Below are 15,151 nucleotides of genomic sequence, written 5' to 3'. Positions count from 1 at the left end.
TTGATAATGAACTGATTAATTAGTAGTGATAAATTTTTTCTAAAAATAATCACAAAAAAACAGTATCTATTCTTCGTTGCTGCTATCCATGAGCAAACCCCTTATATCTCATGGATCGATGTTATAGAACTTTACTTCCCTTTCAGGAGCTTATGAAACTCTCGGTTATTCAGTTGCTGATAACCATCCTGTTCATGGGTGCAACCTATGCACACAATGCCCGTGGGCAGGAAGTTCTCAACCAGCGCATCACGCTTAAAACCGAAAAAACAAATCTGAAGAAAGCATTGGTAACGCTCGAGCGATCGACCGAGGTGCTCTTTGTTTACAATCCCAGAGAAATCCCCGTGAATCAGAAAGTTACGCTGGAATCTCGTTATGCCACTCTGAAGGAGGCTCTCAATGAACTGTTAACGCCCTTGCACATCCGGTACGAAGTAGCTGGAAAACAGATTATTCTGTTTAAAAATGACAATCAGAGTGCCAGTCCGGCTTTGAATACATTGAACCCTGTCGAATTACTGGCCGATCTGACGGTTACGGGTACGGTGACCGACGAAAAAGGGGAAGGATTGCCGGGGGTGAGCGTGCTGGTAAAGGGTACGCAGCGCGGAACATCGACGAATACAGAGGGAAAGTATCAGATTGTCGTACCGGACGAATCGGCGGTGCTGGTGTTCAGTTTTGTCGGGTTTCAGACGCAGGAACTCACAGTAGAAAAACGCAGTCGGATCGATATTACGCTTAAAACCGACAATAAAAATCTGGACGAAGTGGTGGTGGTGGGCTACGGTACCGTCAAAAAAAGTGATCTGACCGGGGCTGTTGCGAAAGTCGGTGAAGCCAACATCAAAGCTACGCCAATCCCTTCGCTGGATCGGGCCATGCAGGGCCGGGCGGCTGGCGTACAGGTTATTACGAATTCGGCCCGGCCGGGGGGCAGTGCTACCATTCGTATCCGGGGATCTGGCTCGGTCAACGCCAGTAATGACCCGCTCTACGTCATCGATGGATTTCCAACAGGCAACCTGAATTCCATTAACACCGACGACATTGAAAGTATTGAGGTCTTAAAGGATGCTTCTGCCACTGCTATTTACGGGTCGCGGGGTTCGAATGGGGTTGTGCTGGTTACGACCAAGCGGGGTAAAGCCGGTAAAACCGTCATCAGCTACGATGGCTATTACGGGGTTCAATCGGTACGTCATACGATTCCGTTGCTGAATGCGCAGCAGTTTGCCGATTTTGTCAACGAAGCGCGGGTAAATGGAGGAGCCAAACCGTATTTCGATGGCTCCACGGCTGACCAGCCCCTGCCATCTACGCTGGGTGCAGGAACAGACTGGCAATCGCTTATTTTTCGGAATGCGCCCATTCAGAGTCACCAGTTGTCGGCGTCGGGTGGGTCCGACAAATCCCGGTATGCCGTTTCGTTTGGCTATTACGACCAGCAGGGGATTATCCTGAACTCGAATTTTAAACGGTATACGCTACGCGCCAATCTCGACAATAACCTGACCTCGCGCTTAAAAGCGGGACTGACCATGCAGGGCGCTTTTACGACGGGCAACAATGCTCGCACCGAAGTCGATGGAAACAATGGCGGGGGCGTTACCAGTGCTGCGCTGAGTTATGCCCCCAATTTTCCGGTTTATAACGCCGACGGAAGCTACTACAAAAATACCGGGGCACTGAATGGCTATGGCGTTGATAATCCGCTGGCCATCGCCAACGAGATTACCAATACAGCCACTACGATCCGATTACTGGCCAATTCATTTCTGGATTACACCCTTATCGACGGCCTGAATATTCGAGCCAGCTTCGGTGCCGATCTTCAAAATACGAAAACCAATTATTACGCGACCCGACTTACCACCGATGGGGCCACCCTGGGTGGACGTGCTTCGGTAGGCAACAGCCAGAATATTGGCTGGCTGAACGAGAATACGCTGAACTACACCCGGCAATTGGCTCCTCGTCATAGCCTGAATGCGTTGTTGGGGTATACCATTCAGGGGCTTGCCAACGAAACCGTAGCGGCCAACGCCAATACTTTTTCCGATGACTTTGCGGAGTTCAATAACCTGGGGGCGGGCTCGTCGCTGGTAGCACCGAATTCCGGGTCCAGCGACTGGCGGCTGATTTCCTACATTGCCCGGGTGAACTATGGTTTCGACGACCGATTTCTGCTGACGCTCACAGGTCGGCGGGATGGGTCCAGTCGGTTCGGGCCAAACCAAAAATTCGGTTTTTTCCCGTCAGGAGCCCTGGCCTGGAAACTGGCTAATGAGAAATGGATGAAAAATCTGACAGCTATTTCCGATGCGAAACTACGACTGAGCTATGGCTTATCGGGCAATCAGGAAATCGGCAATTATCAGTACTTAGCCAATATCAGCTCTTACCCGTACATTCTGGGGGGGGCGCTCAATACGGGTGCTACCACAGCGGGTGTTGCCAATCCAGACCTTCGTTGGGAGAAAAATGCGCAGTTCGACGCGGGTATAGATTTTGGATTGCTCAACAACCGGATTCAGGTAACGGCCGATTATTACATTAAGAACACCTCCGATCTGCTATTTAGAGTTGGAATTCCGACCTCGTCGGGTTTTTCGACAACCCTTAAAAATATCGGAAGTGTCCAGAATAAAGGGTTTGAACTCTCGCTGAACACCATCAATATAGACCGGGGTGGTTTTCGCTGGACGTCGGAGTTCAACATCACCTTTAACCAGAACAAAATCCTGACGCTCGACGGGCGGCAGCAGTTTACCACCGGAACCGATGCTCAGATTTTTAATACGACAGTTAATCCGATCCTGCTGAAAGTGGGGAGCCCACTGGGCAATTTCTACGGACGCGTGACGGATGGTATTTTCCAGAATCAGGCCGAAATCGATGCATCGGCTCAGAAAGGCAGCGCCAAACCCGGCGACATCCGGTACAAAGACCTGAATGGTGATGGCGTTATCAACGACAATGATCGCGACATTATTGGCAATTCGAATCCGAAGTCGTTTGGTGGCTTTAATAACACCTTTTCGTACAAAGGTTTCGACCTGAATGTTTTCATTCAGGGTACGTATGGCAATCAGATTCTCAATTACGGTAGTTTCGACTTGCTCAACCTCACGGGGGGGAATAATCAATCGGCTCGTGTACTGGATCGCTGGACGCCCACAAATCCCAGCAACGAAATTCCCAGGGCTAACAGCGCCGGTGGCTCGCGGATTCTATCGAGCTTTCAGGTGGAAGATGGTTCCTACTTACGCGTCAAAAATATCTCGCTGGGCTATACAATCCCTAAAACGCTGCTGACCCGCCTGTCGATGACCTCGGCCCGGATTTATGTGACCGCGCAAAACTGGTTCACCATCACGAAATACACGGGCTACGACCCCGAAGTGAACCGTTATGGGAGTTCGTCGCTCAGCCAGGGGCTGGATTATGGTGCGTACCCGGCAGCCAAAACCGTATTGGTCGGCTTAAATCTGAAATTTTAACCCACTCACCTAGAGCCATGAAATTCAAACACATAGCCCCGGTCGTGGCGCTTTTTCTGACGGCCTGCGAAAATCAACTGGACCTCTCGCCCGTCACCAATCTGACCAACGTCACGTATTACAAGACTGCCGAAGATGCGAAAGCAGCCGTAGGGGCCTGCTACGCCCAAATTGGGGGTACCGATCCGTTCCTGGACCTGGTTACAACTGATGACGCCATCCCTTTTCTGACCGGATCGGCCGACCGCCCTTTACTCTGGCGGTATAACATTACCCCTTCCAACACATTTGTATCGCAATTTGCAGGGGCTTATAGCGGTATCAACCGATCCAATACTGTCATTAGCCGATTGCCCGCCATTTCGATGGACGAGTCCTTGAAAAGCCGGTACATCGCCGAAGCGAAATTCCTTCGGGCGCTGCATTATTTCAATCTGGTTCGGCTGTATGGCGATGTGCCCATTGTAACTACCGAAACCACGTCGTTGGACGGACTGGGCGTTACGCGGCAGCCGGTCGACAAGGTCTATGAACTGATTGAAGCCGATTTGAAAGATGCGGAAACGGTACTGCCTAAAAGCTATCCGGCCAGCGAATCGGGCCGGGCTACCCTGGGCGCTGCCAAAGGTATTCTGGCAAAAGTGTATCTGACCCGTGCCGGTACTACAGCAGGCTCACCGTATTGGGCGCAGGCAGCCGCGAAAGCCAAAGAAGTAATGGACCTTGGGGTGCATGATCTGTATGCCAACTTTGCCGATGCTTTTGCGCTGACCGCACGGGGTGGGAAAGAGAATATTTTTGAGATTCAGTACCTGACCGATGTAAAAGGGCATGGCGACGGGCGCGGCTACGGAGTTCGCTCAGCGCCCATTTATCCGGGTACGGGTTCAGGAATCGCCCGACCTACGGCCCAACTGTATAACCTGTATTCGGCGAAGGATACCCGGAAAGCGGTTACCTTCCTGACCTCATACGTGTACAACGGGGTAACGACCAATCTATCGATCTCAGACCCTGATTTCACCAAGGCTATATCGTTTCAGAAACTGTGGGATAAAACCTCCAAAGTGGCTGGGGGAGAGGGTACCAGCAAACCTATTCTCCGCTATTCCGATGTGCTGCTCATGTTTGCAGAAGCTACGAACGAGGCCAATAAGAACCCTACGGCCGATGCGTATGCTGCTTTGAACAAGGTAAGAACGCGGGCAGGCCTTGAGCCATTGGCAACCCTGACGTACCAGCAGTTCAAGGAAGCTGTCTGGCTGGAACGTCGACTGGAACTGGTTTTTGAGAACAATCGTCGCTTCGATCTAATCCGGACCGGACGTCTACTCGATGCTGTAAAAGCCGAGACGAGTTTCGTCCGAAATCCGACCATTCAGCCCTACCATGTGTTGATGCCTATTCCGCAAAACGACATGGATGCGAATCCAAACCTGACACAAAACCCTGGTTATTAAGATAAAAGGTCAGTCAATTATCATATGCTGTGCGTCGTTGGGTTGTTAGCGAAGGCATTTCTGAACAACTACTGATGGCAAATGACGATGAACTGACGCCAAGCAACTGACTAAAAACTATGGCAAACCGTAGAGACTTTCTCAAACAGACTCCCAGCCTGATTGGCCTTCTGGCCAGCCTGCCTGCTCTGGCACAATCGGCTACAGACAACCTGGCTAGTAAAAAATCGATCATTCTCCGTTCGTCCTGGCAAACGGTCAACATTGGCGACATTGGTCATACGCCCGGCGTATTGGCCCTATTGGAAAAATACCTGCCCGATGTGGAAGTACGTTTATGGCCATCCAGCGTGGATAATGGCGTAGATGAATTGTTGCGTCGACGATTTCCGAAAGTACCTATTATCAAAACGCCGGACGAGATCGCGCTGGCAATGAAAGAATGTGTGTTTCTGCTGCATGGCTCCGGCCCTTCGCTGGTGGCTCGCAACGACGTGAAGCGATGGGATAAAGAAACGGGCAAACCTTTTGGCATTTACGGGATCACATTTCCTGGGGTATATAGCAACGACCCCAAAGCTGCCGTGACGCCCAACCCAATCGATATTGAGTTGCTAAGTAAGGCCCGGTTTGCTCTTTTTCGTGATTCGATTTCGCTGGAGTTTGCCCAAAAGAACGGAGTAACCAGCCCGGTCATGGAGTTTTGCCCGGACGGAGCATTTGGCGTGGATCTGCGCAATGATCAGGCGGCCACGGCATTTTTGAAAGCGCATGGGCTGGAAGAGGGGAAATTCATGTGCGTCATTCCGCGCACCCGCTTCACACCCTACTGGGAAATTCCGGCCAAAAAAACGCCCTTCGACGAAAAGCGGGATGCCCGAAATAAGGAGATGCGTGAACACGACAACGCTCCACTCCGGGAAGCCATCATCGCCGTTGTTCGTCAGACACCGATGAAAATTCTGATTTGCCCGGAAGATGAAACGCAGGTGAAACTAGGTAAGGAAATTCTGCTGGACAAACTCCCCGACGATGTGAAAGCGAAAGTGGTCTGGCGTGATCATTACTGGCTCACCGACGAAGCCGTGAGTACTTACATTCGCTCGGCGGGGTTGTTCGGTCTCGAAATGCACTCCCCCATTATGTGTATTGGCAATGGTATTCCGGCCATCGTGGGGCGTTTCTTCGAACAAACCAGCAAAGGGTTTATGTGGCGGGATATTGGTCTGGGCGACTGGCTCTTCGATATGGATAACGAACAGGATATTGCGCGCTATGCACCAACCGTACTGGCGATGGCCAAAGACCCCAAAGCGGCTAAAGCGAAAGCGGCTAAAGCCCGCAAATTTGTGGAGCAACGCCAGCGCGAAACGATGGGCTTAGTCAAAAAGAACGTAACTGCCGTTTGAGTCGATGCAAGACCGTAGAGCTTTTCTGAATCAGTTTTCGGCAGTGGTTGGATTACTGGCGAGTGTTCCGGCATTGGCACAAGCAGCGACCGTCGGGGCACTCGCGAAAAAATCAATTATTCTTCGCTCGTCCTGGCAAACCGAAAATATCGGCGACATTGGTCATACGCCTGGTGTATTGGCCCTGTTGGAAAAATACCTGCCCGATGTGGAAGTGCGCTTGTGGCCGTCCAATGTAGCGAATGGGGTAGAAGAGATGTTGCGAAAACGCTTTCCTGCCGTCCCCATCATCCAAACGCCTGAAGAAATTAGCCTCGCTTTTTCGGACTGTGTGTTTTTGCTGCATGGATCGGGCCCTTCTCTTGTGGCCCGAAAGGATGTGGAACGCTGGGCTAAAGAAACGGGTAAGCCATACGGGATTTACGGGATTACCTTCCCCGGCGTGTATGGGTTTGCTGAGGAGCGACAGCAGGTAAACCCAGTTGATATTGCGTTGTTGAGCAACGCTACATTTGCGTATTTCCGGGATTCGGTCTCGCTGGCTTTTGCCAAACAAAAAGGGGTTCATTGCCCCATTATGGAGTTTTGCCCCGACGGCGCATTTGCGGTTGATTTAAAAAATGACGAAGCGGCTATCGCGTTTCTAAACGAACATGGTTTGGAAAAGGGCAAGTTTTTGTGCGCCATTCCGCAGTATCGATTCTCGCCCTGGTGGGAGCTTCCCAGCAAAAAGCAGGTACCCAATGAGATCCGGCGAGCCTATAACGACAAAATGAAAGAGCAGGACAATGCACCCATCCGCGAAGCGATTATTGCTGTTGTTCGGCAGACACCCCTGAAAATTTTACTCGTTCCCGAAAACGAAACCCAGGTTCGCATTGGGAAGGAGATGCTCTACGATCCGCTTCCCGACGATGTAAAAGCGAAAGTGGTCTGGCGAGATCATTACTGGCTCACCGACGAAGCGGTGAGCACCTACATCCGCTCGGCGGGGTTATTCGGTCTTGAAATGCATTCGCCCATTATGTGTATTGCCAATAATATCCCAGCTATCGTTTGCCGATTTGATGAGCAAACGAGTAAAGGCTTTATGTGGCGGGATATTGGTCTGGACGACTGGCTCTTCGACATGGACAACCCCAAGGAGGTAGCCGGGATCGTACCTGCTGTTCTGGCTATGGCGAAAGATCCGAAAGACGCCCAGAGGAAAGTGGCCAAAGCGCGCCAATACGTTGAACAGCGCCAGCGTGAAACGATGGGCGTGTTGAAGAAAAATGTACAGTCAGCCTGAAAGTATATTTGGGGGTATCTGGCGGGTCTGTTGATGAGACTGGAAATGAAGCTAGTTCGTACATGGCTTCCGAAATTTCGAAGGTTCTCTCCAAATTCAGAAACTTACAAAGGCTAAAAGTTAAGCCCGCCATAAATACTTTCGACGTGATCAATAAAACGGATTTTATACCTGTGAGATTGATACTACATCGTTCAGGCAAATACGAATGCAAACAAAAAACCGCCAACATTGCTGAAGGCGGTTTTTTGTTTGTAACTATCTGATTTTGACAGAGCCAGTGGAGGGATTCGAACCCCCGACGCGCTTGCGCATCCTGATTACAAATCGGTTTTCATAGGAAAAGGGGACAAAACAGGTCAAAATAAAATAGCCCTATACGATGATTATAGGCTTATTTTTGTAAAATGTTTTCGTCCTATTACTGGTAATTACGGAAGTGTGTATGCAAATTTGTATGCAAATGAGTCGCATGCCTGACACTGAGAAAGGCATGCCTGACTACTGGCATTCAGCAGCATGAGCGCAACGGCAAACTTCTATTTCGATACTAGGCGACAAAAGCAGGACGGTACCTATCCCGTCAAGCTACGCATTACCTATCAGCGCCAACAGCGGTATTACCCGACAGAGATTAACCTGACCTTGGAGCAGTGGAAGAAGGTAAGCTCATTGAAACCTCGTGAGGATTTTATAAAGGATACCAAGGCAATGCTTGGCGCTATTAGCCGCCGTGCTGAACGAGTCATTTCGGCCTTGCCGGTCTTTAGTTTTGAGGAGTTTGAGAAACGCTATTCAACGAGTGCCAATGATCAACCCGATAACGTCGTACTAGTATTTGAACAGTACTTAGAAGCCTTGCTGGAAGAGGGGAGGGCAGGAACGGCTAACAGCTATAAAGATGGGCTAACGGCGGTAAAAGCCTACCATAACAGTAAGAAGCCTTTACCATTTTCGGCGATAACACCTGCTTGGCTGAAAGGCTTTGAGCAGTGGATGACAGGGAAGGGGAGAGCACTAACGACCGTGGGGATTTATCTGCGTAGCCTCAGAACGATTTATAATAGGGCAATAGAGGATGGCATCATAGACCGGGAGGCATATCCCTTCTCAAAGCGACGCTACCAGATCCCTGCGGGTCGAAATGTCAAGAAAGCACTGACGCTTTCGGACATCGAAAAGATTTATACTTATCCAGCAGAAGAGGGGAGTAGCGAGGAGCGGTATCGGGACCTATGGCTATTTTCATACCTCTGCAATGGTATGAACCCGAAGGATATTGGTCGGTTAACCTATTCCCAAATTGACGGCAACTATATCAGGTTTGTACGAGCTAAGACCCAACGTACTAAGCGGGATGCCTTGCCGATCAGTATTCCCTTAACGGATGAGGTACGAGCTATTATTGATCGATGGGGGCAGCGGCCTATCAAGCCAAATCAATATATCTTTTCAATTTTATCACCAGGACTGACTCCTCAGCAAGAAATCGGCAAAATCCGACAATTCGTTAAGATGACGAACATCTATGTTCGACAGATTGCCAAAGCAGTCGGTGTGGAGAAGGATGTAACGACTTACACGGCTCGCCATTCTTTTGCGACTATTCTGAAGCGTTCAGGTGCTCCAACCGAATTTATTAGTGAAAGCTTAGGCCATCAGAGTGTAGCTACTACCAAGAACTATCTAGACAGCTTTGAGGACGATGTCAAGCGGCAATATGCCAGCGTGTTAACTGGTTTCAAAAAGTCCAATTAGCTATGCAGAACAGCGATTTTGATGCTTATTTAAAGCTAATGCGGGCTTATATCAAGACATTACGACTAGTGTTTAATGGTCGCGCTGATTGGAGTGTATTAGAGAGTTTGCCTCAGAATTATCACCTAATGGCTAGCGAGGTAAGATTACTTATCGACAGGCAATATAAGACGTTGCCTGATTCAGAATGGCGGGAAAAGATTATTTATTACAAGCAGGTGCAGAATCAGTTTGATGCTGATTATATGCAAATAGGAGATACGTATTGTAAAGCATTGTGGGAAAAGCAGCGAGCCAACGAAAAGCAAGAAGCTATTTTGCAGGAAGAAGTACTAGCTAAGATAGATAGCAACCAACTGGAAGAGGCTCGTGAATATTATCAGAAAAACTTTCTCAAACTAAAATTCCAAGAAAAGCTATTTCGGCAGAACCAGTCCTATATGGATGCACTTGTCCATACGCGTCAACATATTGATAATTGGATCAAAACTACTTTAGGCTCAGATATCGAAGAGGATGAGCAGCTTGATAATTCTCTAAATAACTATGATGTCCCAAGATTGCGAATTACCACTGAAGCCTGCGATGATCTTTGCAAGGCATTTGAAAATTTTATAGAAGACGAAAGCCAACGTAAGGATTTTTTGAAATTACTTAAGGGTGAACAGGCTTCCAGGCCTATAATAATTAAACATATGCAAGGGAGTATAGCTTATGTCTTTCGACAAGCAAAAGAGGCTGATTATATAACTGAGGAAAAAACCAAAATTAGAGACTGGCTGGTCTATTGGATTCGAGCATATGACGGAATGTCAATAAATAAATTAAAGCCTTCCACTATATATGATGCTTTATCGAAAGATAAAAAGCCAGCGAAATCACATCGTATACTATATAATCCTTAAAAAACGTACCTCAAAGTGTACCTTAGGTATTGAGTTGCGGTATGTTTCGCCTATTTTTTTGCCATCGGCTTCGATAACCCAGCCGATGTATGACAATCGATTTTGAAAAACTCCAAAGTCAGGTATCCGAAACGCACCGTCTGGTGCAAACGCTTCTGGATAGACTAAATCAGCCTATTACTTCCTCGATACCTACTGATGAACTACTGACAGTTGGTCAGGCTGCTGAATTGCTTAATGTAACCAACGCTACTATTTACGGATATATTTTTGAGCGAAAGATACCCTTTTGCAAACCTAGTGGAGGAGGAAGGATCTACTTCATCAAGTCTGAATTAGTCGCTTGGATTAAGCAAGGACGTCAATCAACAGCCCAAGAACTAGATGAAGAATCGCGTATCCAAGTCGCAGTTCGTCTTGATCGCCGCAAACAATCAAAGCAACGTTTAGGAGGGCGTAAAGCCCAATGAACGCCCTTCAGCACCTTTGTCGAATAGCCGACGAAGCAAAAATTGCTAAATATCCCAATATTCCAGCGAGTCGCATTCCCAGAAGTAAATACACCGATAGAACTGCCAATGGCCTGACAACTTGTGTCATGGCCTGGCTACAGCTTAATGGTCACTTCTGTGCTAGAATCAACACTGGCGGAATTTACGATGAGAATTTAGGTAAGTATCGACCTTCTGGATCTACACGGGGCACCCCAGACGTTTTATGCTGTATTCGTGGACGTTTTGTTGGTCTTGAAATCAAATCTGGTTCCGATAAACTAAGTGAAGCGCAAAAAGCTATCGCTCGCCAGATAGAAGCATCTCTTGGCTTTTTTCTTGAAGTCCGGTCATTTGAAGGATTCTACCGCTGGTACGAAGAATTTACCCGGCCACCTTTTCTCTAATCAAAGCAGGCCATCGGCCAGCTTGGCGACAGCCTGTAAAATTGTAACTGCCATGCAAGTTAATCAAACGATGTCAGTACTTGATGATCGGCAACTCTTGATGGATGACACCCAGTGGAATGAACTTCGACAGCAGCTTAATGACCCTGATACAAAGCGACTATCGGTGCATAAAATTGAGACCTTACCGACTGTTGTCAAATCCCAAGTGATTGATTATCACCTCAAGCGGAAACGACCGCTCATCGCCAGTTTTGTCGTCGATGAGCTCCGGAATGAATTGGGCCGAGCAGGCTACCAGGAAGGTTTTTGTAATGATTTTTTTGACTACTGGATTCTGCCTGAACACCAAAAGTCATTTCGGAAGAAAGAAAGCCCAGGAGGGCTGAGTAAGCTTATTGGTTTACCAAGCTCAGTCGATTTGGGAAGTTCGTTTGTTGAGCAGTTCAACAACTATGCAACTACAATACTGGATGACACTTCCCCTTCGCTGACAAAAGATCGGGAATTGTCGAGTCCTGTATCGAATAGTACGCCTAACATATCTGATCAGCAAGCATCAGTGCCATTGAGCGCGGAAGAACGGTCAGCCCCATTGGGCAATGCTGAGTATTATACCTTTTACCGAGAGTTACTAAGCAAGGCCGAAATCAAACTGGATGATGTAATTGAGGAGCCTTTGCCTTGCCTGGAGATTGTTACTGGGGAGCAGGAAACTACCTTCGCTTCCTTAGGTAACTTCTCGCTCATTGTTGGTAAAGCAAAAAGCCGTAAGACTTTCCTGGTTAGTGCCTTGGTCGCTGCTTTAATCTCCAACGATACGGTTATGCAGAAGATTCGTGGACGTTTACCTCCTAATCAGCGATCCCTTCTATATTTTGACACTGAGCAGCATCCTGGACATGTAAAGCGAATTCTTCGACGGATTGCCACACTGGCTGGCCAGCAGACGTTACCTACCCTTCGGATTTTCCACTTAAAAAAGTATCCTCCCAGTCAACGGCTAAATGCAATCCAGGTGGCGATTTATGATACCACCAATCTGGGAGCGATTATCATTGATGGAATTAGAGATCTAACGTTTGATATCAATGATGGTAGGGAAGCCACCGATCGGGCTACTGATTTACTTCGATGGACCGAAGAGACCGGTGCACATCTAATTACCATTATTCACGAAAACAAATCGAGCAATAACGCCCGGGGACATCTAGGCAGTGAGCTAGTCAATAAAGCTGAAACTGTAGTGTCAGTAAGTCGTGATCCAGCCGATAAAGAGTCATCCATTGTAACGGCTGAATATTGCCGGGATAAAGAGTTTGAGCCTTTTGCCTTTTCCATCGATGAAGACGGACTGCCTTATTTAGTAGACGTTAATCAAGGGAAGTCAACTAGAGGAGCTGGTGCAGAGAAAAGTAGTATATCGCCCGAAGTGGTGGAAAGCCTTGTTCGCCGAGCATTTGCCGAAAATAAGTCATTACGTTTTTCTGAGTTACGAACCAATTTAATGGAGGCATCCGAGTATGTCGGTTCGCCCCTAGGAAAGACAAAAGTCGAGCAGTTGATTCATCGATTACAAGTTGATGGCTATCTAACGAAGTTTAAGCCGACTAAAGAGCGGTATGAAGTTTACCAACTTAACCCAGAAAAAATTACGATTCAATCGTCCTAATTAACTGTCCTGAATACCCCCCTATATAGGGGGGGTATTAGGACAGTTAGGACAGTTGATTTTTAGGACGCTTAGGATGGTTGGTTAGGACGGTTAGGACGATTGATTTTTAGGACGCTTAGGACAATCAGTTAGGACAGTTAGGACGATTGATGAACAGATAGTATGACGAGCCCTTCCTTACGATATCGACTCCCTCAGAAAGCCATTAAAGGCGATTGTCCCAATTGTAGTCCTAAGTATCGTCGAACCTTGAGTCGTTACATCGATACGCGAAGTGATGAGCCACTGCCTGAACCATATGGACGTTGCGATCGGGAAGTGAATTGTGGCTATCACTTGAGTCCTTATGCAAAAAGCCCATCTGGCCTAAGTTATGCTGACGAAGTGTATCAATGTTGGAAAGAAGAAACGCAAAGGCAGCCTGCTTATCACTCAATGTATCTTCAGTCCGTCAGCCAGAACCCACCCGTTAGTCAGCCCGAAAAGCCAGTTTACTCCATTCCAGAGGATGTATTTCAGCAGTCCATAGGCCATTATGAACGTAATCAGTTTGCCAGACTGTTAAGTCGACATTTTGGTGCCCAAGCCGCAAATCAAGCCTTGGCTCAGTTTCAGATTGGTACGTCTAGTCGTTGGCCTGGGGCTTGTGTTTTTTGGTATATCGATGAGAAGAACCGTAAACGAGGGGGGCAGATAAAGTTATTTGACGATAACTGGCATACGGTTAAATATGTTAATGCCGCAGGGAAAAAGTGTAGTAAGACCGATTGGGTACATACCTCCTTAGCCTATCGGTTAGCCCAGAAAAATCAACCCTACCCTGCCTGGTTAACGGCATACATTGAGCAGAAAGAGTTCTCGCCCTGTCTTTTTGGTCTTCCTCAATTAGTGACAGTACCAAAGGGTAAACCCGTTGCGCTAGTGGAGGCTCCTAAAACAGCCGTGATATGTAGTCTCTATTTTGACCAGTTTGTTTGGCTGGCGGTAGGGGCTCTGTCTTACCTCAATGCCGAACGGTTAGCACCGCTGGTAGGCCGATCCATTACTGCCTTCCCCGACGCTGCTCTGCTAGGAAAAGACTCCAATTATGGAAAAGCCTATCTGAACTGGAGTCGGAAAGCCGAACAGCTCCGTAAGGCTGAAGTAGATCATCCGGCTTTTCAGATCGATGTTTCCAATTTTTTAGAAGAGAGAGTTACTGACCTGGGCCGTCAGGAAGGGATTGACTTTGCTGACTGCCTGTTAGCTGACTGGCAGGGCTATCCACCGGATTGGGATAAGCCAATCGAACCGAATGCTATACCCAGTTTGCAAATCACCACCCTTGAAAAATATTTAAATTATGACAGAACTTGAGCAATTACAACAAGAATTGAGGCACTGGCAAAGGCTACAACATCAGACGGAGGAGGAGTATCAGAGTATCCGGCGTACAGCCAGTGAGACGGCTGATTTGAATAAACAACTGTCCGATCTGAATAAGCAAGTGGTTAATCAAAATATGCGGCTGATTGCCATTATGCAGGGGTGTCTGGAGCACTATGATCTGCTGCCTCTCGCTCCTCGGCTGAACTAATGATTAAAGCCAGAATAAAAGATCAGTATGGTCATATCCGGTAAATAATCATTTCTGGCTTCACCAAGAAGCCAATAACTTACTTCATTTAATTAGACGAGGTTTACTTATGGCTGTTTACGATTATTTACAACCCCTCACGCAGGTAGCCGACCTGCCGCAGTTTCAGAAACCGACCTGGTTTCGAAAACGCAATGGCGAGAGCACCTTCTTTGGTGATACCATCAAAACGGCCGTTCCGGTACTAACCACGATTGCGGGCACGGCCCTGGGTGGCCCGCTGGGTTCAGCCGCTGGCCAGGCCCTGGGTCAGGGCATTGTGGCAGGTATGAACCGACGCGATGCGGCCGAAGCCCGACTACAAGGGGCCACCGACGCCCTCAATACGATCGAAGATGACCTGGCTCCTGAGATGGCACGAGCGGGTCTACTCAGTAACCTCTCCAGCCTGGTCAACATCGTTCCGGGAAGAGAGGGGTTGTCTACCGATCGACTCAACAAGCTGCAATCGGTTAATCCGACTCCCGACAATGGAGCACTAAACACTGGTATACTCGACATGAGCAGTCTTCAGGATGGGAAAAATCAGCTTATCAATGGCCTGAGTACAGCTAGCTCCCCGACGGCCGCTAAACTTGAGCTCCTCAAGCCAACAGGCGATATGCTGCCAACG

At 48.2% G+C, this 15,151-nt stretch carries 12 protein-coding genes and 1 pseudogene; all 13 read left to right on the top strand.

The window, feature by feature from the left end; all coding sequences use genetic code 11:
• Window positions 1-152 precede the first annotated feature (152 nt).
• The gene (locus B153_RS0120885; protein WP_020598691.1) at window positions 153-3,506 is read left to right on the top strand and encodes a TonB-dependent receptor; all 3,354 of its coding nucleotides are present in this window, start codon (window positions 153-155) and stop codon (window positions 3,504-3,506) included.
• A 17-nt stretch (window positions 3,507-3,523) separates the two neighbouring features.
• Entirely contained in the window at window positions 3,524-4,966 is a 1,443-nt protein-coding gene (locus B153_RS0120880) for a RagB/SusD family nutrient uptake outer membrane protein (protein WP_020598690.1), read from the top strand.
• Between the two features lie 119 nt (window positions 4,967-5,085).
• Complete coding sequence (locus B153_RS0120875) at window positions 5,086-6,375, top strand: polysaccharide pyruvyl transferase family protein (protein WP_020598689.1); 1,290 nt, start codon at window positions 5,086-5,088, stop codon at window positions 6,373-6,375.
• Between the two features lie 4 nt (window positions 6,376-6,379).
• Window positions 6,380-7,666 (top strand): polysaccharide pyruvyl transferase family protein, encoded by a 1,287-nt coding sequence (locus B153_RS0120870; RefSeq protein ID WP_020598688.1) that lies wholly within the window; start codon window positions 6,380-6,382, stop codon window positions 7,664-7,666.
• A 519-nt stretch (window positions 7,667-8,185) separates the two neighbouring features.
• A complete protein-coding gene (locus B153_RS0120860; RefSeq protein ID WP_020598686.1) occupies window positions 8,186-9,424 on the top strand; it encodes a site-specific integrase in 1,239 nt (412 codons plus the stop codon).
• Window positions 9,425-9,426: 2 nt separating this feature from the next.
• Window positions 9,427-10,329, top strand: a complete 903-nt coding sequence (locus B153_RS0120855; RefSeq protein ID WP_020598685.1) for a hypothetical protein — start codon at window positions 9,427-9,429, stop codon at window positions 10,327-10,329.
• A gap of 89 nt (window positions 10,330-10,418) precedes the next feature.
• The gene (locus tag B153_RS36805) at window positions 10,419-10,799 is read left to right on the top strand and encodes a helix-turn-helix domain-containing protein (protein ID WP_020598684.1); all 381 of its coding nucleotides are present in this window, start codon (window positions 10,419-10,421) and stop codon (window positions 10,797-10,799) included.
• Entirely contained in the window at window positions 10,796-11,227 is a 432-nt protein-coding gene (locus B153_RS36800) for a VRR-NUC domain-containing protein (protein WP_020598683.1), read from the top strand. Before B153_RS36805 ends, B153_RS36800 begins: the two co-directional genes overlap by 4 nt.
• A 52-nt stretch (window positions 11,228-11,279) precedes the next feature.
• Window positions 11,280-12,899: an AAA family ATPase gene (locus tag B153_RS36795; RefSeq protein ID WP_157634770.1), complete on the top strand. Its 1,620-nt coding sequence runs from the start codon at window positions 11,280-11,282 to the stop codon at window positions 12,897-12,899.
• Window positions 12,900-13,064: 165 nt separating this feature from the next.
• Window positions 13,065-13,241 (top strand): annotated as a pseudogene (locus B153_RS38590) (PG0870-related protein); the annotation flags it as partial.
• 96 nt (window positions 13,242-13,337) lie between these two features.
• On the top strand, window positions 13,338-14,258 hold the full coding sequence (locus tag B153_RS35545; protein ID WP_020598681.1) for a DUF6371 domain-containing protein: 921 nt from the start codon (window positions 13,338-13,340) through the stop codon (window positions 14,256-14,258).
• Window positions 14,245-14,478, top strand: a complete 234-nt coding sequence (locus tag B153_RS0120830; protein ID WP_020598680.1) for a hypothetical protein — start codon at window positions 14,245-14,247, stop codon at window positions 14,476-14,478. The genes B153_RS35545 and B153_RS0120830 overlap by 14 nt, the downstream gene beginning before the upstream one ends.
• A gap of 109 nt (window positions 14,479-14,587) precedes the next feature.
• Window positions 14,588-15,151 (top strand): hypothetical protein (locus tag B153_RS35540; RefSeq protein WP_040761785.1); only part of this gene is annotated, 564 nt, incomplete at its 3' end.

Origin of the sequence: Spirosoma panaciterrae DSM 21099, assembly GCF_000374025.1 — a bacterium.
Taxonomy (GTDB): Bacteria; Bacteroidota; Bacteroidia; order Cytophagales; family Spirosomataceae; genus Spirosoma; species Spirosoma panaciterrae.
Note: the sequence above shows the minus strand (reverse complement) of the source record. Positions and strands in the feature narration are given on the sequence as shown.